Raw genomic sequence first — 22,048 nt, 5'->3', positions numbered from 1 at the left:
TAAGGAGACAACACGAGCATGGCTGCTACCCGTACCGCCAAGGCCCACTGGGAAGGCTCGCTGCTGGAGGGCGGCGGTCAGGTCAACCTGGAGTCGTCCGGCCTGGGCTCCTTCGACGTGACCTGGGCCGCGCGCACCGAGCCGGAGGCCAGCGGGCGGACCAGCCCGGAGGAGCTGCTCGGCGCCGCGCACTCGGCGTGCTTCTCGATGGCGCTGTCGCACGCGCTCGCGCAGGCCGGCAACCCGCCGGCGTCGCTGGACACCCAGGCCGACGTGACCTTCCAGCCGGGTGAGGGCATCACCGGCATCAAGCTGTCCGTGAACGGCAACGTGCCGGGCCTGACCGCCGACGAGTTCGCGGAGTTCGCCGAGGGCGCGAAGAAGAACTGCCCGGTCTCCCAGGCGCTGGCCGCCGTCCCGATCACCCTGGACGTCACCTTCACCGCCTGAGATCTGTCAGAGTGCCCCGGCGAGCTTCGCCGGGGCACTCTGCTGTTCACAGGTGGTACTGCGCGATGCACCCACGCCACACCAGACAGACGAGCCGTGAATCTGTCGGTGCGGCCGAGCAGACTGCTCGCATGGTTGATGCGCTGCTCGACAATCACCTCGCGTTCCTCGCGGCCCACCGAGGTTCGGTACGGCGGTCTGCTGATGCGGTCGAGGTGGTGGGGGAGTCGGAAGAGTTCTCCGCGTGGATACCGCTCTCGCCCGAGGCGGAGCTGCCGGCCGGGGTGCGGACGGTTCGGCTCGTGCCGTCGAGTGGACCGGGGTGGGAGGCGCGGCTGGCCGCGGTGGGGTTCAAGGCTGCAGAGGTGCTGGTGCACATGGAGGCTTCGGCCGGGTCAGCGGTTGGAGAGCCGGTGGCGGCGGTCGGGTCGGAGGCAGACGCGGTGGGGTTCGCGGAGGTGCAGAGCGCGGCGTTCCTGGAGGTGGGGGAGCCGGACTACGACTGGTGGCAGAAGATGTTCGTCGAGAAGGCCCTGCAGAACTACCGGGAGCCGGACCAGTCGCTCTACCTGCTGCGCGTGGACGGCGACCCGGCATCGATCACGTTGGTACTGCGGACCGGGCCGGTCGCCGGCGTCTACGCGGTCGCGACCAAACCGCAGTACCGCGGCCGTGGTCTGGCGACGCGGCTGCTCGCGCAGGCACGCCGGGACGCGGCAGGTGGGCGGCTCACCTTGCAGGTGGTCGAAGGTTCCGACGCCGAGCGCCTGTACCTCAGCCTTGGCTTTCGTCCTGCGTACCGCTCGCCACATTTTCGTCGGTCTTGACTTCTTCCTTCTCGGTGCCGGAGCCGACGCCGGAGGAGGCGGTGCTGTTCGGGTCGCGGGTGGTCAGGTTGCCGACCCGGAGGACCTCGCCGTTGCGGACGTACCAGGTGGTGCCGTCCTCGCCGCGCAGGGTGGTGATCCGCAGGCCGACCGCGACCACGACGCCGGTCGCCTTCTCCATGTCGATCAGGTCGCCCACGCCGTACTGGTCCTCGAAGATCATGAACACGCCGGCCAGGAAGTCCTTCACCAGCGTCTGCGCGCCGAAGCCGAGCGCCACGCCGATGATGCTCGCGGACGCGATCACCGGCAGGATGTTGAAGCCGAGCTCGGCGAGCACCATCACGACCAGGACGGCGGTGAGCACGATCGTCACGACGCTGCTGAGCAGCGAGGCGATCGTCTCGGCGCGCTGCGTCCGGCGTTCGGTGGCGAGCGTGCTCTCCACGAACCCCTGGCCGAGCTTCGACTTGGCCAGGACGCCGGCCACGGCGCCGTTCCCGGTCCGCCGGGCGAACCGCCGGATGATCTTGTGCAGCAGCCAGCGGAGCACGAAGAAGCCGATGATCAGACCGGCGATCCGGGCCGGCACGACCACGATCTGATCGGTCACCTCCAGCTTGCCGTCGTTGCCGGTCCGGAAGAACGTCGGGAACGCCTCCGGCAGACTGAACAACGGCGAAAACAGGGGGTGACTGACTAGGGACTGAAGGTAGCTGGTCAGAATAGGCATCTCGCCGCCTGATGTTAGTAGGGCTGACAAGGAGACGGAAAAGCATGTCGAGCCGGCTGGACGACGAGCTGTCCAGGCTCGTGAGCGCTGGTGTGCTGCGCCAGTACCAGGCCGACTCGATCCGGGACGCCGCCGACGCGGAGATCGACGCGGCGCTCGCGGACCCCGGCCGGCCGCGCCCGCGGCCCGAATCCGCCGAGCCTGCCGGTCCTGAGTCGGCCAAGGAGAAGCCGACGCCGGCCGCGCCCCACACCAGCGCGCTGGTCGAGGTGCTCGGCTACATCGGCGGCGCGCTGCTGCTCGGTGCGGTCGCGCTCCTGACCTTGGCGAACTGGGGCGAAATGGGCCGTGCCGCGCGGATCACCACTGGTACGGCGGCCGCGGTCGTCCTGCTCGGCTCGGCTGTGGTCCTGGCGCTGCTGCGGCGGCGGGAACAGCTGAGTTCGGCGCTCGCGGCGCTCGGGTGTTGCGTGGCCGGGTTCGCGACGTACGTGGCGGTCGAGGGCGAAGCCGGACGGGTCGTCGGGGTGGTGGTCGCGCTGGCGCTGGCCGCCGGCGGAGTGTGGTGGCTCAAGGAGCCGTCGTTGCTCGTGGCAACTTTTGGGATCCTGGCCGTGGGTGTGTTGGTGATCACGGCGGATGTCCTCACTCCGGACACCGGGTCGGCCCCGAACAGCGCGGGGATCGCCGGGACCGGGTTCATCCTGGTGGCCTTCGTGTTCGCGATGCTCGGCCTGGTCCGCGATCAGGTGACGTCGTGGTCACTGGCCGGAGCCGCGATGTTCAGCTCCTCGATCTGCTGGCTGGTGCAGGAGCGCGGCGAGATCATGGCGCTCGCAGTCGGTACGGCGGGACCCGCGGCCTTGCTGGTTGCCTACGGGCGGACACGACGTTCGGCGTACGCCGTGGTGGCCTGTTCGATCCTCCTGGTCATCTGGCCGACCGCCCTGTACCAGCTGACCGACAACCTCGCCGGTGTGGCCGTCGGCCTCGTCGTAGCCAGCGCGGTGCTCCTTCTCGCCGTACTGATGCTCAGCCGCCGTCGCTCGAACGAGTAACGCAACGCGCGCCGTTTGGCCGTTGGTGCGGTTGATGCGGCAGACTCGCTGGGGTGACTGCTCCTACTCCGGCCCTTGTCGAGCTAGCGGTTGCCCATGGCGTGGCGACGGAGTACTGGAACTGGCAAGGCGAGCATGTGGTCGTCTCCAGCGAGGTAGTGGCCGACGTACTCGCGGCACTCGGTGTGGACGCGTCGACGCCGGAGAAGGCGGCCCTGGCGCTGGCGGAGCACCAGCAGGCGCGCTGGCGTCGTACGTTGCCTGCGACCGTGGTGATGCGGGAGGGGTGGACCCCGTGGTTCGCCGTACACCTGCCGCACGGGTCGTCGGCGGAGGTGTGGGTCGACCTGGAGGACGGCGGTCAGCGACGGGACATCCCGCAGCAGGACCACCTGGTCGAGCCGGAGTGGATCGACGGCGTACAGGTCGGTGAGGCGACGTTCCAGCTGCCTGGGGATCTGCCGCTCGGGTACCACCGTCTGTGCGCACGGATCGGTACCAACCCGGAGATCTCAGTCAGCACGCTGATCGTGACGCCGCGGAAGCTGGAGCCGGAGAACCTGCACCGGACGTGGGGCTGGGTGCTGCAGCTGTACTCCGTTCGTTCCCGGCGCTCCTGGGGTATCGGCGACCTGCATGACCTGGCCGACCTGGCCGCGTGGTCAGCGCATGATCTGGGCGCCGGCTTCGTACTGGTGAACCCCCTGCACGCGGCGGAGCTGGCGGGCCGCATGGAGCCCTCGCCGTACCTCCCGGCGTCGCGGCGGTTCGCGAACCCGATCTACCTGCGGATCGAGGACATCGACGAGTACGGCGACCTGGCACCGGCGGAGCGGGACCTGGTCCGGACGCTGGCGCTGCAGGCGCGGGCGCTCAGCGAGGACTCGACAGCGCTCGACCGGGACACGGTGTGGGCAGCGAAGCGTGAGGCCTTGCAGGTGCTGTTCCGCGTGCAGCCGTCAGTGGGGCGCATCGCGGAGTACGGCGCGTACTGCGACCGCGAGAGCCAGGGGCTGATCGACTTCGCCACGTGGGCCGCGATCGCCGACGTCCACGGGCCGGAGTGGAGCAAGTGGCCCGAGGAGCTGCAGGAGCCGACCACGCCGGAAGTCGTTGCCTTTCGCAATGAGAACCCGGATGCGGTGGAGTTCCACTGCTGGCTGCAGTGGCAGCTCGACGAGCAGCTTGCGCGGACCCAGGCCCGTGCGAAGGCAGCCGGTATGTCGCTGGGCGTCGTCCACGACCTGGCCGTCGGTGTGCACCCGGACGGCGCGGACGCGTGGGCCCTGCAGAACGTGCTGGCACCCAACATCCACGTGGGTGCACCGCCGGACGCCTTCAACCAGCAGGGGCAGGACTGGTCGCAGCCGCCATGGCGGCCCAATGCGCTCGCTGAGACCGGGTACGCCGCTTGGCGGGACCTCGTGCGCGCGGTGATGCGGCACGGTGGCGGGCTGCGGATCGACCACATCCTCGGGATGTTCCGGCTGTGGTGGGTGACGTCACCGGAGCGGCCTACTGAGGGCACCTACGTGCGGTACGACCATGAGGCGCTGGTGGGCATCCTGGTGCTGGAGGCGCAGCGCTCCGGGGTGACGGTGATCGGTGAGGACCTGGGGACCGTAGAGCCCTGGGTGCGCGACTACCTGACCGAACGCGGCATTCTCGGTACGTCGGTGCTGTGGTTCGAGCGAGACGCCAATGGGAAGCCGCTGGCGCCGGAGCGGTGGCGGGAGCTGTGCCTGGCCACTGTCACTACCCACGACCTGCCGCCGACCGCCGGGTACCTCGCCGGTGATCACGTGGAGCTGCGGAACCGCCTTGGTCTGTTGACTCGCCCCGTGGAAGAAGAGCTCGCTGTCGACGAGGCGGACCGTGACGCCTGGCTCGACGCGCTCCGCGAACGCCACCTGCTCAGCAACACGGACGGCGAGGTGGCACGGATCGTCGAGGCCATGCATCGGTACGTCGCCCACACGCCGGCCAAGCTCGTCGGTGTCGCGCTGACGGATGCCGTCGGGGAACGCCGTACGCAGAATCAGCCCGGCACCACGGACGAGTACCCGAACTGGCGCGTGCCGCTCGGCGGGCCGGAGGGCGAGCCCGTGCTGGTCGAGGACCTGCCCAACAATCAGCGTCTCCGGCGGCTGATCGGCTCGCTGAATATCTAGCTTTCCGTATTCATCTGCTCACGAACCGTTGACAATAGATTCGAACGGTTGTTTTCTATTGAGCAGGAGAGGCGCCCTTCCTTCACTGTCCACCGCCCCAACAGTGCAGGAGTTCGCATGCTGCGAAAACCGAAACTCAGCATGGCCGGAATTGCCGTCGGAGCATTCGCCTTGACGGTGTGTACGTCGGTTCCGCTCGCCTACGGCCACGGGTACGCCACCGGGCCGGTCAGCCGGGCCAAGAACTGTCAGGACGGGGTCGTCACGAACTGCGGGCAGATCCAGTGGGAGCCGCAGAGCGTCGAAGGCCCCAAGGGATTTCCGCAGAGCGGTCCCGCGGACGGGAAGCTCTGCTCGGCAGGGCTCGGTCAGTTCGCCGAGCTCGACGACCAGCGCGGCGGGACCTGGCCTGCCACGCAACTCCAAGGCGGCCAGGGGTTCACGTTCTCGTGGCACCTGACCGCGGCGCATTCGACCACCGACTTCAAGTACTACATGACCAAGCAGGGCTGGGATCCGACGCAGCCGCTGACCCGGTCCGCACTCGACCTGAACCCGTTCCTCACCGTCGCCATGAACGGCGCGCGGCCGCCGAGCGACGTGTCGCACCCGGGGACCATCCCGGGCGGCCGGTCCGGACGGCACATGGTCCTCGCGGTCTGGACGATCGCCGACACGGCGAACGCCTTCTACCAGTGTTCGGATGTTAATTTCTGATTCAACCTGAGGTTTCGGCAATATCTTTCCTGGGCAGTGCACTCCTTGAAATAACCGCCCCATATTTCAAGGAGTGTCCCCATGAAGTCATTGCTCCGTCGCGTCGTCGTACCCCTCGTCGCCGTGGTCGTCGGCCTGCTGCCCGGTGTGGTGGCGGTCGAGCAGGCGTCCGCGCTGACCAAGCTGACGCACTCGCAGGCCACGTCGATCTTCCGGGCCGCGGGCCTGACCTGGTCGTCCAGCGGTGGCTGCTCTGACCGCTACAACTCCACGTGTACGTCGTTCGAGCAGATCAACGACAGCACGGCGTACGGCGTGCGCACGCTCAAGACCGCGAGCGGGTGCGCGGTCAACATCACCGGTGGTACCGAGGTCGGGCACGCGAGCGGTACCTACAGCCACTGGAACGGGTACAAGGTCGACATCTCGAAGTACTCGTGTGTCGGCAACTACATCCACAACACCTTCACCCGGATCGCCGACCGCGGCGACGGCGCCGCCCAGTGGCGCTCCGGCGCCGGCAACATCTACGCCGACGAAGGCAACCACTGGGACATCACGTACTACAACTGTGGTGGCTGCTGACTCGCTCTCTGGGACCTGTGCGGGAGGGGTGTGGGCCTCTCCCGTGCAGGAGGTACTAGGCTTCAGGCCGTGATTGTCGAATTGTCCGGGCACTCGTTGCTGGTGTTCGTCGGGATTCCTGTGCTGGTCATCGCCGTGCTGGCGCTGCTGGTGTTCGCGTCGTCGATCGCGAACGGGCCGCGGTACCGCCCGGGCCTGTCGTGGTGGGCCCCGCCGGTCTGGATCAACGGACCGACGGCGACCAAGCCGGACCCGGCCAACCTGCCCGAGCTGCCTGAACTGAACAGCGCGCCGGGTGCCACCGCGACCGCCACCGGCGTCGCCCGCACGCTCGGAGGCGCAAGTGCCAGCTGGTGACGCATTCACCCCGGACCAGCTCTACGACATCGAGCGCGCCGTCCGGTACGCCGAGGAGACCTCCGGCCTGCACTTCTCGGTGTACGTCGGCGGCGCGGACTCGGAGACCCGCCCGTTCGCCATCGAGCTGCTGAACGAGCTGGACGACCCGGACCGCACGGTCCTGGTGTACGTCGACCCGGCCGGCCGGCGTCTCGAGATCGTCACCGGCGAGCTGGCCAAGCGGCAGCTGTCCGACACGTCCGCCGGGCTCGCCGCGCTGACGATGCAGACGTCGTTCGCCACCGGCGACCTGACCGGCGGTTTGGTCACCGGCGTCCAGCAGCTCGGTACGCACGCCCACCAGCCGCCGCTGCTGCACGCCAACGACGAGGCGCACAAGCTCTGACGTGGCCGCCCTGCAGCCACACCGCGTCGACCTGGGCGACGTAGTACTCCGCCCGTTCGTCGCGTCCGACGAGCCCGCGGTCGCGCTGGCCCTGGAGGACCCGGGGATCCTGCGCTGGACCGCGGGTACGGCGGTGATCAGCTCACCCGCCGACAAGCGCGCCCGCCGCTGGCTCGAGCCGCGTATCGACGGCTGGGCGCGCGGCAACGCCGTCTTCGCGGTCGCGGACACGGCGACCGATCAGGTGATCGGCAGCGTCACGCTCCGGGACGTGCACCGGGTGCCAGACCAGGCTGTCGCGGCGTACTGGGTCAGCCCACTGGCCCGTGGCCGCCGGCTGGGCGCCCGCGCTCTAGACGCGGCGGCGCGGTGGGGCTTTGCGACGGATGGGCTGCGGCTGCACCGCATCTCGCTCGACCACTCACTGGTCAACGAGGGCTCGTGCCAGGTCGCCCTGCGCGCCGGGTTCCAGTTGGAGGGCGTGATGCGGGACTACTACGTCGAACCGACCGGGCAGCGCCACGACTCGCATCTGCACGCCCGCCTGGCGACGGACGCCGTACCTCAGCCTGCTGGTTCGTAGGTCGCGCAGGCGCTCTGGTACGCCGCTTGCGTGCGCGGGTCCAGGCACAGGTCGGAGAGCTGCTCCGAGGACGTGCCCGGGCCGAGGTACACCAGCCAGGTGCCGGTGACCGGTGCCAGGGAGCTGTTGGTGATGCCCGGGTACTGGCCGTCGACCAGCATGGCTTTCGCCGGGATGCCGGCCCGCGTGATCTTGGCTGCGGTGTCCTTGGCCATCTGGCCCGCGTCAGCCGGGTACTTGTCCAGCACAGCGATCCACTGGTTCTGCTTGAACTTCGGAGAGGTCGGACCGGTGTTCACGGCCGGCGGTGTGGTCGCCTTAGCCTTCACCGACGGGCTCGGTGCCGCAGCGGACGTCGGCGGCTTCCGGTCCGCCTTCGAGGCGGTTCCGGTGGTGCCCCCGGTCGGCTCGGCCGGTGCGGCGGCGGCGTTGTCGGTACCCGAACCCATCCGGAGCCCGTCGGCCGGCGAGTCCGACGGCGTACCCCGGGTGAGGATGAAGGCGAACACCGCGACAATCGCCAGAGTGGCGACGATCGCCGCTCCGACGGCACTGTGCGAACGCTGTGCCTTCCGCGGGCGCGCCTCGGGCGAGCTCCGCCTGGCCGCGGGCCGCTGCTGCCTGCGGGCAGCGCGAGCGGGTGGCTTGCGGTGGTCGACGCGTGTCACGGCAAGGGCCCCTCCCCAGACACCCTGGATGGATATATCCGGTGCAGCTTAAACCGAACCACCGGAGAAGTGAGCCTCTCTCAGGTGGCGAGAATCTCTTTCTCCCCAAGGGAATCGCGCACCGCACACGCCCCCTCACAATCCGCCGACGAACAACCGTTTGACCCTCACCGAACGCAGTCGGATGTCGACCCTAGGTGCCGGAGGGGATGCCGTCGAGTTGTGGTTTGGGGCGGGTGTCCAGTGCGTCGTCGAGCCAGGAGTCGACGTCGACGTCGCCGGACAGGATGTGCTTGACGTACGCCGTGCGCTCGTGGCTGAGCACCTCGAGCTCCCACACGCACGGGGCAGCGCCGATCGGTGCCGGCCGGAGGTCGTCGACATCCATCCCGCTGAAGATGCTGAGCCGTGACTGGAAGTCCTTCGCCCAGCTCTGCACCACCAGGTAGATGCCGTCGTCGCCGAGGTGCAGTACGACGACGCCGAGTCCGACGGACCCCATCGCGTCGTCGAACTCGAGCTGGCGGGTGGCGGTCGTGCGGGCGAGGTCGACCATCTGGTCGTCCCATTGCCGTCCGCGGGCTGTGACGACGTACGGCTTCACCAGGCGGTTTGCGTAGCGCCAGGGCATCAGCGGGGTGACGGGGCGGGGTCGGTACGCGTCTGCGAGTCCGGTCAGCGCTACAGCTGCCGCACCGGCCAGGGCGGGATCAGAGGCGGGCACCGCTCCAGTCTTACCTCAACTCGGGGCCTTACGTCCGAAGAACTGTGGGCGCAGACCCTCAGTTCTTCGGACGTAAGCGTCGGTCAGGCGACGTTGTCCTGCGCCTGCGCGGCGATCGCGCGGGTTAGGTCCGCCTGGGCCTCGGTGACGTACCGGAGGGTCGGGGCGTCGACGGACGACGACTCCACGGCCAGCCAGCCGGTCAGCGCGTCCAGCGCCGCCTGGTCGGCCAGGTGCCGCGGCGACAGGTAGACCAGCACGTTCTCGCCCATCGACGAGCCCAGCCGGGTGTACACGTCCTTGGCCGCGTTCAGGTACTTGTCGACGTACGGCCGCAGCAGGTCCTCCTGGCCCGGCTGCTGGAAGCCGAGGATGGTCCGGAACTGGGTCTCGTTCGGAGTGTCCTCGGACTCGACGGCGATCCGCCAGGCCTCTTCCTTCGCCTCCACGGTCGGCCGGGCGGCACGGGCCTGCGCGGCCCGCTCCTGACCGGTGATCGTGGTGTCGCGGGTCAGCTCGTCGTCGATCTCGTCCGCACCGAGGCGGCCGAGCCGGGACAGCGCCACGATCAGCGTCCAGCGCAGGTCTGTGTCGACGACCAGACCCTCCGGCAGGTCGCGACCGTCCAGCCAGCCGGCGAGACGATCGGCGCCGGCGTCCGAGAACACCGCCGAGCTGTAGGCCCGGACGAACGCGAGCTGGTGGTCACTGCCCGGCTCGGAGCCGGCCACGAGACTGGCCAGCTCCTCCTCGAACTGCGCGCGCAGGGCGGGCCGGTTCTGCGGGGCGGCGTACTGGTTGATCGCGCTGCTCGCTTGGTTGAGCAGGGAGCGGACACCGGTCAGGTCGGTCTCGGCCCGGATGCCGCGCAGCACGATGCCGACGTACTGGCTGGCCGGCATCTCCGCGTCCCGGGTCATGTCCCATGTCGAGCCCCAGGCAAGTGCCCGCGGCAACGACTCGGTGAGCTGGTCGATCGACTCCACCAGCGTGGCCCGCGACCGCTCGTCCAGCCGGATCTTCGCGTACGTGAGGTCGTCGTCGTTCAGCAGTACAAGGTCGGGCTGGGTCGCACCGGTCAGCTCCGGGAGCTCGGTCCGCGGCCCGTCGATGTCCACCTCGAACCGCTCGGTGCGGACCAGACCCTCGTCAGTACGCCGGTACAGGCCGACCGCGAGGCGGTGCGGCCGCAGGACCGGGAACTTCTCGGTCGCGGTCTGCTCGATCGCGAACGAGGTGAACGCGCCCTGGTCGTCGACCGCGAAGTCCGCGCGCAGCGTGTTCACGCCGGCGGTCCGCAGCCACCGCTCGGTCCAGTCGTCGAGGTCGCGGCCGGACGCCTTCTCCAGCGGCTTCAGCAGGTCGGTCAGCTCGGTGTTGCCGAACGCGTGGTCGTGGAAGTACTCCTTCAGCGCGGTGACGAAGGTCTCCTCACCGACGAACGCGACCAGCTGGCGCAGCGTCGACGCGCCCTTGGCGTAGGTGATGCCGTCGAAGTTCACCTCGACCGCGTGGAAGTCGATCATGTCGGCCGCGATCGGGTGCGTCGACGGCAGCTGGTCCTGCCGGTAGGCCCAGTTCTTGCGGGCGTTGCAGAACGTGGTCCACGCGTCGGAGTACTTCGTCGTCGCGACCACCTGGGCCCAGTGGCTGGCCCACTCGGCGAACGACTCGTTCAGCCACAGGTCGTCCCACCAGGTCATCGTCACCAGGTCGCCGAACCACATGTGCGCGAGCTCGTGCAGCACAGTGTTGGCGCGCGCCTCGAGCTCCGCGTGCGTCGTACGGCTGCGGAACAGGTACTCGTCCCGCAGTGTCACGCAGCCTGCGTTCTCCATCGCGCCCATGTTGTACTCCGGCACGAAGGCCTGGTCGTACTTGTGGAACGGGTACGGCGTACCGAACGCCTCCTCGAACAGCGCGAAGCCCTGCTTGGTGACCTCGAACAGGTCCTCGACGTCCAGCGCCTCCTTCAGCGACGGACGGCACAGCAGCGACATCGGGTACGTCCCGTGCGGACCCTCGTACACGTCCGTGACGACGTGGTACGGGCCGGCCACGACCGCGGTGATGTACGTCGAGATGCGCTCGGTCGGCGGGAACTCCCAGCGGGCCAGCTCCTCGCCGTTCTCGCTCTGGTACGGCGTGGGCTCGGGCGTCGGGGCGTTCGAGATGACGACCCAGCGGGCCGGTGCGGACACGGTGAAGGTGAACGGGGCCTTGAGGTCGGGCTGCTCGAAGGTCGCGAACACCCGGCGGGCGTCCGGCACCTCGAACTGGGTGTAGAGGTAGGTCTCCTTGTCGGCCGGGTCGACCGAGCGGTGCAGCCCTTCACCGGTCCGCGAGTACAGGCAGTCCGCCGCCACGGTGAGCTCGTTGCGCTCGGCCAGCCCGTCGAGCTGGATGCGGGCGCCGTCGTACACCACGTCCGGGTCGAGGGCGACGCCGTTCAGCGTCACCTCGCGGACCTTGTCCGCGATCAGGTCGGCGAACGTGCTCGCGCCGGCGGTGGCCGCGAACGTGATGGTGGTCACCGACGGGTACGTCGGGGCGCCACTCGGGGCGTTGGCCAGATCGAGCTCGATGGCGTAACTCACGTCACTGACCACGCCCGCACGGGAACGCGCCTCGTCGCGCGTCAGGTTGGTTCCAGGCATGTCGGCATCCTATGCACCTGGCTGACGGGTTGGCCGAGGGATTACCCCCGACATTGGGTATTGGATACCGAGTCGGTATAACCGTTCCTTCAACTTTGTATGATGGTGAATATGACTGCCTCCGCTGATTTCTGGTTCGACCCGGCCTGCCCCTGGGCCTGGATGACGTCCCGCTGGATGCTCGAGGTCGAGCAGGTCCGCGACGTGACGACGACCTGGCACGTGATGAGCCTCGCCGTCCTGAACGAAGACCGCCGTGAGCACGACGCCGACTGGCTGCGACTGCTCGGCCGGGTCCGGGTGCTGATCGCCGCCGAGCAGGCGCACGGCAACGAGGTCCTGCTGCCGCTCTACACCGCTCTGGGCCGCCGGATCCACAACGAGGGCCGCGGCGGCAAGGACGACGCCGTACTGGTCGAGGCCCTCGAGGAGGTCGGCCTGCCGGCCTCGCTGATCGAGGCGGCGGACACCGACCGGTACGACGACGCGCTGCGGAAGTCGCACCACGCCGGCATGGACCAGGTCGGCATGGAGGTCGGTACGCCGGTGATCGCGGTGGAAGGCACCGCGTTCTTCGGTCCGGTGGTGACGCCGGCGCCCAAGGGTGAGGCGGCCGGCAAGCTCTGGGACGGCGTCCGCCTGGTGGCCGGCACCGAGGGCTTCTTCGAGATCAAGCGCACCCGGGACCGCGGCCCGATCTTCGACTGACGGTTCAGGGGTTGAACTGGAGCCGCCCGGACGGTGAAAGTTACTCACTCAAGAGTCCGTCCAGTCGTGAGTAGGTTTCAGATGACCTTGCCCCAGACCCTGACCGCCGGCATCGCCGTGTTCGATCGCGAAGCAGGGCGGTTCGTCCACCAGCAGGACGCCGACCGGCAGTTCCGGTCGGCGTCGGTGGTGAAGCTGCTGATCGCGCTGGACTTCTTCTGGGACCGCGGCCCGGAGTACGACGTACCGCTCGCGGACCGGGAGCGGCTCGACGTCATGCTGCGCAGCAGTGACGACGACGCGGCGAGCTACTACTGGGAGCAGCTCGGCGGTGCGGCCATCGTCGACCGCATGGTGAAGCGGCTCGGTCTGACCCACACGGCCGGGCCGCCGGCCAGCCACCCGGGCTTCTGGGGGTACGTCGCGCTCACGGCCGCTGACACCGTGCGGATCTACCGCTACGTGCTGGAGGACGCTCCGCCGCCTGTGCGCGTGTACGTGATGGGACAGCTGCACCAGGCGACCCGCCACGGCACGGACGGCTTCGACCAGTACTTCGGGATCGCATCGGTCTTCGAGACCGGCTACAGCATCAAGCAGGGCTGGTCCGGGTTCCACGGGTCCAGCGGCTACCGGTCTGACAAGGCGAAGCCGCAGGCCGTGGTGGACCTGGTCAACGACGCGCTGCACACCACCGGGACCGTCGGGGCGGACGACCGGAGCATCGTCGCGGTGTTCACGCTGCACCCGAGCGGTACGCCGTACGAGCAGGCCTATGCCGCTGTGACGCGGCTGACCGCGGGCCTGACTGTGCCGGGCGGCGTACGCGTGCTGACGGCTGACAAGTAGATTGCGGCCCATGCGAGTGCACATCGGCTCCGACCATGCCGGCTTCGAACTGAAGAACCACCTGGTGCAGCACCTCACCGCTGCCGGGCACGACGTCGTGGACCACGGTCCCGCGGTGTACGACGCCGTTGACGACTACCCGCCGTACTGCCTGCGCACCGGACAGGCGGTGGTCGACGAGCCGGGCAGTCTGGGCATCGTGATCGGTGGCTCGGGCAACGGCGAGCAGATCGCCGCGAACAAGGTGAAGGGCGTCCGGGCAGTGCTGGCCTGGAGCACCGACACCGCACGGCTCGGCCGCGAGCACAACAACGCCAACGTGATCAGCGTCGGCGGCCGCATGCATACCCAGGAGGAGGCGACCAGCTTCGTCGAGACGTTCCTGGCGACCGACTACTCCAACGAGGAGCGTCACACCCGCCGGATCGACATGCTGTCCGCCTACGAGTCGACCGGCGAACTCCCACCGCTGCCCTGATCGTCCCGCTCGTCCGCGTCGGTCTTCGGCAGCACCGGCCGACGTACGACGGGTTGACGGGGCCGCGACACATCACGAGCCCGCATACTCCGCGCCGTACCGACCACAGCAGGCGTGGGCGCACGACCTTTCGCTCCGTCTGTCACTGGGTTGGCCGCCCCTGGAAATCGGGGGACTGTCGGTCCTGGCTGATTGGATGCGAGCATGTCCCGGTTCCGAATGTATCCGGCTCCCGCGCAGCGGGCGGCACTGCTCGAGCAGTGCCGCCATGCTCGGTACGTCTGGAACCTCGCGGTCGAGCAATGGTCGATGTGGACCCGCGACCAGGGCCCGACGCCAGGCTATGCCAAGCAGTGTCGGCAGCTGACCGAGGCACGGGCTGCCTTCAGTTGGCTGCGCGCGGGAGTGCAGATCATCCAGCAGCAAGCACTGCGGGACTTCGATCAGGCCGTCAAGAATTTCTATCGCGGTACCCACCAGCGACCGACCTGGCGGAGAGCCGAGATCCACGAGGGGTTCCGCATTGTCGGTCCCGAAGCTTCCAAGGTGGTCAAGTTGAACCGGAAGTGGGCCGCGGTGAACATACCGAAGATCGGTTGGGTAAGGTTCCGGCTCTCGCGAGCTGTACCAGAAGCTAAGTCCTACCGGATCAAGCGTGACCGGTCGGGCCGCTGGCACCTCGTGCTTGCGGCCATCCCGGAGCCGATCCCCGCGCCCGGCACCGGTACGGTCGTCGGGGTGGATCGCGGCGTCACCGTCTCGGCGGCACTGTCCACCGGCGAGCTGCTCAAGTGCCCTGTCCCTCCAGCGGGCGAACAGGCGCGGCTCAAGCACCTGCAACGCCGTCTCGCCCGCAGCCGCCCCGGCTCCAAACGCCGTCAGCTGGTGAAGGCCGCGATTGCGAAACTGTGTGCCCGCGCCGGTGACCGGCGCGGGGACTGGACGGAGAAGACCAGCACCGACCTCGCCCGGCGCTTCGATGTCATCCGCGTGGAGGATCTTCGGATCGCCCAGTTGACCCGGCGGCCGAGGCCCAAACCCAACCTCGAACAACCAGGTACCTACCTGCCGAACCGACGCCGCGCGAAAGCCGGATTGAACCGCGGCATCCTGGCCAACGGATGGGGAATGCTGGTCCGGCGTCTGGAGCAGAAGGCGCCGGGGCGGGTCGAGAAAGTGAATCCTGCGTACACGTCGCAGACCTGCGCGGTCTGCGGGCACTGCGCACCGGGAAATCGCGAGAGTCAAGCGGTCTTCCGATGTGTGGCCTGCGGTCACCAGGCGAACGCCGACGTGAACGCTGCAGTTAACATCGCGGCTGGACGGGCCGTCAGCGCACGCCGAGAGACGCCCGTACGGGTCTCGCTGAAGCGTGAACCACAACCTGCTACGCCCGCGTAGTAGCAAGAAATCCCTGACCGTGAGGTCGGGGAGGACGTCAAAAGAGGAAACTATGCCTGAAGGTCACACGTTGCACCGGCTGGCGAACGATGTCTGGGACGCGTTCGGTGGGCGTTCGGTGCGGGCGTCCAGTCCGCAGGGGCGGTTTGCCGAGGGTGCCGCGTTGCTCGACGGGCACCTGCTGCGCCAGACGGAGGCCCACGGCAAGCACTTCCTCGCCGACTTCGAGGGTGCGGGCTGGCTGCACATCCACCTCGGGCTGATCGGCAAGATGGACATCTCGCCCGCACCGGTGCCCGAGCCCGTCGGCCAGGTCCGGCTCAGGCTGCAGAACGCCACGTCGTACGCCGATCTGCGCGGCGCGACCGTGTGCGAGGTGATCACCGACGAGGAGCGCGACCGGCTGCTCGGCCGGCTCGGTCCGGACCCGCTGCGTGATGACGCGGATCCGGACCTGGCATGGAACCGCATCCACCGTAGCAAGCTGCCGATCGGTCAGCTGCTGATGAACCAGGACGTGCTGAGCGGCGTCGGCAACGTGTACCGCGCCGAGGTGCTGTTCCGGGCCAAGCTGAACCCGATGACACCCGGCAACGTCGTGAAGAAGCGCGAGTGGCAGGGCATGTGGGACGACCTGCTCGCGCTGATGAAGTACGGCGTGGAGACCGGCCGGATCGACACCGTCGCCGACGACCACACGCCGGAGGCGATGGGTCGTGACCCGCGCCGGGACGACCATGGTGGTGAGGTGTACGTGTACCGGCGCCAAGGGCAACGGTGCTACGTCTGTCAGTCGGTGATCCGGACCAAGATCCTGGCGGGTCGTAACTTGTTCTGGCGTCCCAGATGCCAACGAACAGGGCTCACTCGCAAGAGCTGAAAGCCATCAGTTGTGTTGCGAATTGATGCGCGGACCGATCGGTACCGTTATCTTCTTCACACCATGAGGAAGAGCGGCGGTCTTGCGCTGGTACGACGCATCGGCCGCCGGGTCGAGGCGCTGGGTCGTCGTGCCCGGCGTTCGCACCGGGCGGCGTTCGTCGCGCTGGTGCTGGTGCAGCTGGTGATCTCGGTCGCGAGCGACGTCTGGATGACCCTGGTGCCGGCGTCCTTCCTGATCGTTCCGCTGGTGGTCGGCGGCGTTCTGCTGCAGTTCGGCGAACTGGTGGCGCTGACCGGCATCACGACGGCCTTCGGTGCGTACGTCGTGCTCTCGCGGGGCATGACACTGCCGCGGATCGGTTTCGTCCTGGTGCTCGTGGTCGTCGGCTGGATCATGATCACCAGCGCCAAGGTGCGCAGCCGGCTGGGGGTCGCCGGTACCCGGAGCGAGTCGATGCTGATGGAGCTGCGGGACACGCTCACCGCGCAGGGGCTGATCCCGCAGTTGCCCACCGGCTGGCGGGTCGAGGTCGCGATCCAGTCCGCCGGCCACTCGACGTTCTCCGGCGATTTCGTGGTGTCGACGATGCACGACGACCTGCTCGAGGTCGCGCTGGTCGATGTCTCCGGCAAGGGCATCGACGCGGGCACGCGCGCCTTGCTGCTGTCCGGTGCGTTCGGCGGGCTGCTCGGCGTCGTACCGGTGGAGGAGTTCCTGCCGTCGGCGAACCGGTACATACGGCGCCAGGACTGGGACGACGACTTCGCGACCGTGGTGCATGTCGTGCTGGACCTGCGGACCGGCGACTTCGACGTCCGGACGGCCGGGCATCCGCCGGCGATCCAGTTCGACGCGTGGTCCGGGCGGTGGCAGACGCGGGACACCGACGGGCCGCTGCTCGGGCTGATGGAGGCGCCGGAGTTCGAGGTGAACCACGGGCTGCTGAAGCTCGGGGATGCCTTGTTCCTGTACAGCGACGGGATGGTCGAGACGCCGCGGCAGGACATCGGCCGCGGCACGGACCGGCTGGCGGGCTTCGCGGAACGCCTGGTAGGGCAGGCGTTCCTGGGGGCTGCCGACGCGCTGGTCGCCTCGGCGGGCGGGTCGGGTGACGACTCCGCGATCGTCATCATCCACCGCCTGGCGCATGCCTGAGGCAACCAAGTCTCTCGTTGTCAGTGGGCTGATTCGTTGACTTGGGCAACGAGAGGGCCATACTGGCGCTGAGATGTCCGCCCGGGCTATGACCACCGGTGAGACAGGGGACTGGGGATGCAGGTCAAGGGGGTTCGCGCACAGGCGGCCGGGATTGCGGCCGCGGCTGGAGCGCTCACGGTTCTGATCGGCGCCGCCGCGATGTTCGTGCGGCCGGACGCGGTACCCACGGCGGTCGCCGCGCCGCCGGGGAACAACGGGACGATCAAGATCGACGGGGTCGAGGTCGGCGACAAGCCGCCGGAGAACAACCCGCATCAGGGGTGTTCGTTCACCGTCGAGTTCTACAACTACGAGCAGGGGCCGTACAGCGCGCGGGTGATCTTCCAGGACCAGGCGCCGACGGCCGATGGCGGGTTGCAGGTGGTGTCCGGGGATCTCTCGCCGTTCATCGGCGGGGATGCCGCGGGTGGTGGCAACGACCTGGACGCGCGGGTCGTGTACACGCTGAAGTTCACCGGGCAGCCGCATCCCGTCCAGGGCTACCACGTGAAGGTCACCATCCACGCCGACGGCTCGATCGGCAACGACACCAAACACAAGGTCTTCTGGGTCAAGGGCTGCGACGCCCCACCCCCCACCACACCCCCGACAACACCGCCGACCACGCCACCTACGACGCCTCCGACGACGCCTCCAACGACGCCGCCCACGACGCCTCCGACGACACCACCGACCACGCCTCCGACCACACCGCCCACGACGCCTCCGACCACGCCTCCGACCACGCCTCCGACCACGCCTCCGACCACACCGCCAACGACGCCTCCGACGACGCCACCTACGACGCCGGCGAGTACGCCGCCGACCACGGTGACGGTCCCGCCTGGTACGCCGTCCAGCACGGTGCCTAGCAGCGTGCCGGCGACGACGCGGCGGCCGAGTACTCCGGTGGCGAGCTCGACGACGCAGACCACGACGTCGGCGAGTACCGGCGTACCGACGGCTGTGGATGCCGGCCTGCCCGGTCCGCCGACCAGCGCGGTCGCGGCAACCACCGACGGCCGAACCACTCAGACCGGCGGGATTCTGATGACGCTCGGAGGCATGCTCCTGGCGGGTGGCGCGATCGCCTCGCTCCGCCGCCGCGGCCGCCACGCCGGCTGACCCCGGCAACGACCGAACCACACGCGGACGGTCACCCCGATCCACCGTGCGTGTTGTCCACAGGCCTCGCTGGGAGGGCCTGTGGACAACCATGCAAGACACGCGACCAATCGTTACCGAACAAACTTGACTGCTGTAACGAAACCGAAATACTTCTCTAGGTTTATCCCTGCACTCGTTCGAGGACGGACATGACCCACACGGGCGTTCGCTCCCGGGCCGCCGGCATCTTCGCCGGCGCCGGAGCACTTTCTCTGCTTCTCGGCGCAACGGCATTGCTCGTCGCGCCCTCCGCCAACGCTGACCAGTCCGGCGGAGGCCACAACCCGCCCGGCAACAACAGCACCATCAAGATCGAGGGTAAGGACATCAGTTCCCCGCCCGACAACAATCCGCACCAGGGTTGCGAGTTCCGGGTCGAGTTCTACAACTACGACAAGGGCGCGGACTACTACGCCACCGTGACGTTCGCAGACCAGGCACCGACCGCTGACGGCGGGGTGACAGTCGTCTCCGGCGACCAGCATCCGTTCATCGGCGGGGACGATGCCGGTGGCGGCAACGACCTGGACGCGAGCGTCCTCTACACGCTCAAGTTCACGGGCGAGCCGCATCCGCAGCAGGGGTACCACATCAAGATCACCGTCGAGGCGCCTGGCTCGATCGGCAACAACAAGAAGTTCAAGGTGTTCTGGGTAGAGGGTTGTAAGACAACGCCTCCCACCACCCCGCCGACGAGCCCGCCGACAACGCAGCCGACGACGACGCACACGCCGCCCACCACGCCGCCGACGACGCCGCCGACCACCACGGACACGCCGCCGACGACCACCGACACCCCGCCGACCACGACGGACACGCCGCCGCCGTCGACTCCGCCGACGACGACCGACACTCCGCCGGCGAGCCCGTCGGAGACGCCGTCCTCGCCGGGTACCTCGACCAGCCCGTCGGACACGCCTCCGCCGGTCACCGAGTCGACGCCGGTCTCCGACGTACCGAGTGACACCCCGACGGTCGGTGTGCCGACCGAGGTCGACGCCGGCTTCGGCGGTCCCGACGCCAACTCGGTTGCCGGTAGCAACAGCCCGTTCGGTCTCGCGGGTGGTCTGCTGCTCGCGGCAGGCGGCGCGATGCTCGCCGGTGCCGGGGTCGTCGCGCTCCGTCGACGCGGGAAGCACAGCATCTCGTAAGGAAGCACAGCGTCTCGTAAGGTCGTGACATGAGTTCTGCCCGTCGGCGCGGCCGCCCTGCTCCACTTCGGTGGAGTGGGGTGGTCGCGCTCGTCGGTGTCGGCGTCCTCGGGACCGGTGCGTACCTGCAGTTCGGCGGCGACGAGCAGGCAGGAGCGTCACCGTCCTCGGCCGGTGCGCCCGCGTCGACCCTGCCGGCCACCTCCGCGGTGCCAACACCCAAGGCAGCCCTGGGCAAGCCTGGGGGTGCAGCAGTTCCCAAGTCGTCGGCCAGTCCCAAGTCGTCGACCAGCCGTACGGCGCCTGCGCGCGCGGGCAAGCCGACGGGTATCAGCATCCCGCAGCTGGGCGTGACCGCTCCTGTCCTGGCGATCGATGCCGTCCATGCCGCGTTGACCCCGCCGTCCGACGCCTCGAAGGTCGGCTGGTGGTCCGCCGGCGCGCAACCGGGCAGCAAGCGCGGCTCCGCGGTCATCACCGGCCACACGGTGCACAACGGCGGCGGCGCGTTCGACAATCTCGACAAGCTCGTTCCCGGATCGACCGTGCGGGTGTCGACGTCCCGCGGTCAGGTTCAGTACCGGGTCGCCACTGTGACGACGTACCGGAAGGCCACGCTGGCGAAGCGGGCCGCCCAGTTGTTCGACCAGAGTGTTCGCGGGCGGCTCGTGCTGGTGACGTGCGAGGACTGGAACGGCGAGGTCTACCTCAGCAACGTGGTCGTCGTCGCCCTGCCGATGGCGTAGCCTGCTCCGTCGTGACGATCGATGGGCTGGGCGACGCGTTCGGCGCTCGCGCGGATCGGGCGGCGCCCGAGGTCTCGTTCGAGGAACTTGTCGCGATGATGCCGGAGACGTTGCGGGAGGTGTTCCCGCCGTACCGCTGGCAACTCGGGAAGTTGTGGGAGCTCGATCTGAAGGTCGAGCCGGTCGAGATCGCGGACCTGGTCTGGATGTTCGACCTGCCGCTGTGGCAGCTCGAGGGGGAGCGGTTCAAGGTCACGCCGCATCAGGTCGCGGAGACGCCGATGAACTTCCGCGCGCACTACCAGCGGGTGATGGACGCGGATCTCGACTTCCCGATCAACCTGGTCGCGTACCGCGGCCGGCTGGTCGTGCTGGACGGCGTCCACCGGCTGCTGAAGGCGCATTTCCTGCGCCGCCGATGGATCGAGGCGACGATCGCGACCGCAACGCAACTGCGGTCCTGCGCCGTGTGAGGGGGAGGATGGTCGGCATGGACAGCGTGGAGCGTGAGGTGTACGTCGAGGCTCGGCCGGAGACCGTGTGGGCAGCGGTGACGCAGCCCGAGGTGTTCTCCCGGTGGTACGCGTTCGGCGGTGCGGAGATCGACCTGCGGCCGGGTGGGCGGCTGGTGATGCGGTGGGACGAGCACGGTGAGTTCTTCGGGTTCGTGGAGAAGGTCGAGCCGGGCCGGCGGTTCGCGTTCCGGTACGCCGTCGATCCCGGAGTGGAACCGGCGCCGGGCAACGCGAACCTGGTCGAGTTCACCCTTACGCCGGAAGGCGAGGGGACCCGCCTGCTGGTGGTCGAATCCGGCTTCGACCGCCTGGACACCGAGCAGGATCCCGACCAGTCGGCCCAGGCCTGGGGCAACGCCCTCGCCACGCTGACCGAGCTGGCGCCGACGCTCTGACCGGCGGTTCGACGCGCCGGAGGTGTCGATGTTGATGTGTCACCATTATGCTTGGTGACATGACATCGAACGTTGACGACGAGTACGCGCCGAGCACCGCCGGCTGGGTGCGGGACCAGGTCGAGAAGGTCACCGCGGCAGGGACGACCGACGCGGTCGACATCATGGGGATGCGAGTAGTGCTGCTGACCATGCGCGGCGCCAAGTCCGGCAAGATCCGGAAGGTCCCGCTGATGCGGGTCGAGCACGACGGTGTGTACGCCGCGGTCGCCTCGCTCGGCGGCGCGCCCAAGAACCCGGTCTGGTACTACAACCTCAAGGCCGACCCGAAGCTCACCCTGCAGGACGGCGAAACCACCAAGGAGTACGTGGCCCGCGAGGTCGAGGGCGCGGAGTACGACGAGTGGTGGCCGCGGGCGGTCGCCGCCTACCCGCCGTACGCCGAGTACCAGACCAAGACCACCCGCAAGATCCCGCTCTTCCTGCTCGACCCGGTCGAGTAGTAGTTCCCCCGCGCCCCGTGACTGACTAAGTCCTTGCAAAGATCTGGGGGAGATGACGGTCGGTCACCGGGGCGGGGCCAGGCTTGTGAGACGCTGGCGACGGCTGGGTCCACCTCGACCCGGCCCGGCGCGCTGCG

The 22,048-nt window shown here is 68.7% G+C and carries 25 protein-coding genes; 21 read left to right on the top strand and 4 right to left on the bottom strand.

Features of this window, described 5'->3' with window-relative positions; all coding sequences use genetic code 11:
- Positions 1-18 precede the first annotated feature (18 nt).
- Entirely contained in the window at positions 19-450 is a 432-nt protein-coding gene (locus E0H92_RS20705) for an OsmC family protein (protein WP_131497339.1), read from the top strand.
- Positions 451-581: 131 nt separating this feature from the next.
- Positions 582-1,277 (top strand): GNAT family N-acetyltransferase, encoded by a 696-nt coding sequence (locus E0H92_RS20700; RefSeq protein WP_131497338.1) that lies wholly within the window; start codon positions 582-584, stop codon positions 1,275-1,277.
- Here the strand turns inward: E0H92_RS20700 and E0H92_RS20695 are convergent.
- Entirely contained in the window at positions 1,225-1,953 is a 729-nt protein-coding gene (locus E0H92_RS20695) for a mechanosensitive ion channel family protein (protein WP_238173507.1), read from the bottom strand. The genes E0H92_RS20700 and E0H92_RS20695 overlap by 53 nt on opposite strands.
- Positions 1,954-2,054: 101 nt before the next feature.
- Here E0H92_RS20695 and E0H92_RS20690 point away from each other — a divergent pair, with 101 nt between their 5' ends.
- From E0H92_RS20690 to E0H92_RS20660, 7 genes are all read left to right on the top strand, one after another.
- Positions 2,055-3,068: a DUF2157 domain-containing protein gene (locus tag E0H92_RS20690; RefSeq protein ID WP_131497336.1), complete on the top strand. Its 1,014-nt coding sequence runs from the start codon at positions 2,055-2,057 to the stop codon at positions 3,066-3,068.
- A 53-nt stretch (positions 3,069-3,121) separates the two neighbouring features.
- A complete protein-coding gene (malQ, locus tag E0H92_RS20685) occupies positions 3,122-5,239 on the top strand; it encodes a 4-alpha-glucanotransferase (RefSeq protein ID WP_165549852.1) in 2,118 nt (705 codons plus the stop codon).
- A gap of 117 nt (positions 5,240-5,356) precedes the next feature.
- Entirely contained in the window at positions 5,357-5,956 is a 600-nt protein-coding gene (locus E0H92_RS20680) for a lytic polysaccharide monooxygenase auxiliary activity family 9 protein (protein WP_202873710.1), read from the top strand.
- Positions 5,957-6,037: 81 nt separating this feature from the next.
- Positions 6,038-6,541, top strand: coding sequence for a hypothetical protein (locus E0H92_RS20675; protein WP_131497335.1), 504 nt, complete (start codon positions 6,038-6,040; stop codon positions 6,539-6,541).
- Positions 6,542-6,610: 69 nt separating this feature from the next.
- Complete coding sequence (ctaJ, locus tag E0H92_RS20670; protein ID WP_131459371.1) at positions 6,611-6,898, top strand: aa3-type cytochrome oxidase subunit CtaJ; 288 nt, start codon at positions 6,611-6,613, stop codon at positions 6,896-6,898.
- On the top strand, positions 6,885-7,286 hold the full coding sequence (locus tag E0H92_RS20665) for a DUF5130 family protein (protein ID WP_238152434.1): 402 nt from the start codon (positions 6,885-6,887) through the stop codon (positions 7,284-7,286). Before ctaJ ends, E0H92_RS20665 begins: the two co-directional genes overlap by 14 nt.
- 1 nt (position 7,287) lies before the next feature.
- Positions 7,288-7,869 carry a GNAT family N-acetyltransferase gene (locus tag E0H92_RS20660; RefSeq protein WP_131459369.1) on the top strand — a complete coding sequence of 194 codons (582 nt, stop codon included), beginning with the start codon at positions 7,288-7,290 and terminating at the stop codon, positions 7,867-7,869.
- Here E0H92_RS20660 and E0H92_RS20655 read toward each other — a convergent pair.
- The 3 genes from E0H92_RS20655 to pepN form a co-directional block, all read right to left on the bottom strand.
- On the bottom strand, positions 7,851-8,537 hold the full coding sequence (locus E0H92_RS20655) for a hypothetical protein (protein WP_131497334.1): 687 nt from the start codon (positions 8,535-8,537) through the stop codon (positions 7,851-7,853). The two genes, E0H92_RS20660 and E0H92_RS20655, sit on opposite strands and share 19 nt — an antisense overlap.
- A 193-nt stretch (positions 8,538-8,730) precedes the next feature.
- Complete coding sequence (locus E0H92_RS20650; RefSeq protein WP_131459367.1) at positions 8,731-9,261, bottom strand: hypothetical protein; 531 nt, start codon at positions 9,259-9,261, stop codon at positions 8,731-8,733.
- Between the two features lie 83 nt (positions 9,262-9,344).
- On the bottom strand, positions 9,345-11,918 hold the full coding sequence (gene pepN / locus E0H92_RS20645; RefSeq protein ID WP_131497333.1) for an aminopeptidase N: 2,574 nt from the start codon (positions 11,916-11,918) through the stop codon (positions 9,345-9,347).
- A 111-nt stretch (positions 11,919-12,029) separates the two neighbouring features.
- Here pepN and E0H92_RS20640 point away from each other — a divergent pair, with 111 nt between their 5' ends.
- The 12 genes from E0H92_RS20640 to E0H92_RS20585 all read left to right on the top strand — a co-directional run bounded on the left by E0H92_RS20640 (position 12,030) and on the right by E0H92_RS20585 (position 21,911).
- A complete protein-coding gene (locus tag E0H92_RS20640; protein WP_131459365.1) occupies positions 12,030-12,626 on the top strand; it encodes a mycothiol-dependent nitroreductase Rv2466c family protein in 597 nt (198 codons plus the stop codon).
- An 81-nt stretch (positions 12,627-12,707) separates the two neighbouring features.
- Positions 12,708-13,475: a serine hydrolase gene (locus tag E0H92_RS20635; RefSeq protein WP_202873709.1), complete on the top strand. Its 768-nt coding sequence runs from the start codon at positions 12,708-12,710 to the stop codon at positions 13,473-13,475.
- 10 nt (positions 13,476-13,485) lie between these two features.
- Complete coding sequence (locus E0H92_RS20630; protein ID WP_131497332.1) at positions 13,486-13,953, top strand: ribose-5-phosphate isomerase; 468 nt, start codon at positions 13,486-13,488, stop codon at positions 13,951-13,953.
- A gap of 204 nt (positions 13,954-14,157) precedes the next feature.
- Positions 14,158-15,354: an RNA-guided endonuclease InsQ/TnpB family protein gene (locus E0H92_RS20625; RefSeq protein WP_131497331.1), complete on the top strand. Its 1,197-nt coding sequence runs from the start codon at positions 14,158-14,160 to the stop codon at positions 15,352-15,354.
- Positions 15,355-15,406: 52 nt separating this feature from the next.
- Positions 15,407-16,234, top strand: coding sequence for an Fpg/Nei family DNA glycosylase (locus E0H92_RS20620; protein WP_131497330.1), 828 nt, complete (start codon positions 15,407-15,409; stop codon positions 16,232-16,234).
- A 63-nt stretch (positions 16,235-16,297) separates the two neighbouring features.
- The gene (locus E0H92_RS20615; RefSeq protein ID WP_131459362.1) at positions 16,298-17,392 is read left to right on the top strand and encodes a PP2C family protein-serine/threonine phosphatase; all 1,095 of its coding nucleotides are present in this window, start codon (positions 16,298-16,300) and stop codon (positions 17,390-17,392) included.
- 117 nt (positions 17,393-17,509) lie between these two features.
- Positions 17,510-18,559, top strand: coding sequence for a hypothetical protein (locus tag E0H92_RS20610; RefSeq protein WP_131497329.1), 1,050 nt, complete (start codon positions 17,510-17,512; stop codon positions 18,557-18,559).
- A gap of 191 nt (positions 18,560-18,750) precedes the next feature.
- Complete coding sequence (locus tag E0H92_RS20605; RefSeq protein ID WP_131497328.1) at positions 18,751-19,752, top strand: hypothetical protein; 1,002 nt, start codon at positions 18,751-18,753, stop codon at positions 19,750-19,752.
- A gap of 29 nt (positions 19,753-19,781) precedes the next feature.
- Positions 19,782-20,498 carry a class F sortase gene (locus tag E0H92_RS20600; RefSeq protein ID WP_131497327.1) on the top strand — a complete coding sequence of 239 codons (717 nt, stop codon included), beginning with the start codon at positions 19,782-19,784 and terminating at the stop codon, positions 20,496-20,498.
- Positions 20,499-20,509: 11 nt separating this feature from the next.
- Complete coding sequence (locus E0H92_RS20595) at positions 20,510-20,971, top strand: hypothetical protein (RefSeq protein WP_238173506.1); 462 nt, start codon at positions 20,510-20,512, stop codon at positions 20,969-20,971.
- A gap of 17 nt (positions 20,972-20,988) precedes the next feature.
- A complete protein-coding gene (locus tag E0H92_RS20590) occupies positions 20,989-21,408 on the top strand; it encodes an SRPBCC domain-containing protein (RefSeq protein ID WP_131497326.1) in 420 nt (139 codons plus the stop codon).
- Positions 21,409-21,467: 59 nt separating this feature from the next.
- Positions 21,468-21,911 carry a nitroreductase family deazaflavin-dependent oxidoreductase gene (locus E0H92_RS20585; RefSeq protein WP_131459357.1) on the top strand — a complete coding sequence of 148 codons (444 nt, stop codon included), beginning with the start codon at positions 21,468-21,470 and terminating at the stop codon, positions 21,909-21,911.
- Positions 21,912-22,048 lie beyond the last annotated feature (137 nt).

Origin of the sequence: Kribbella speibonae (genome assembly GCF_004331375.1) — a bacterium.
Classification (GTDB): Bacteria; Actinomycetota; Actinomycetes; order Propionibacteriales; family Kribbellaceae; genus Kribbella; species Kribbella sindirgiensis.
The sequence above is the reverse complement of the archived record's forward strand: the minus strand, read 5'-3'. Positions and strand labels throughout refer to the sequence as shown.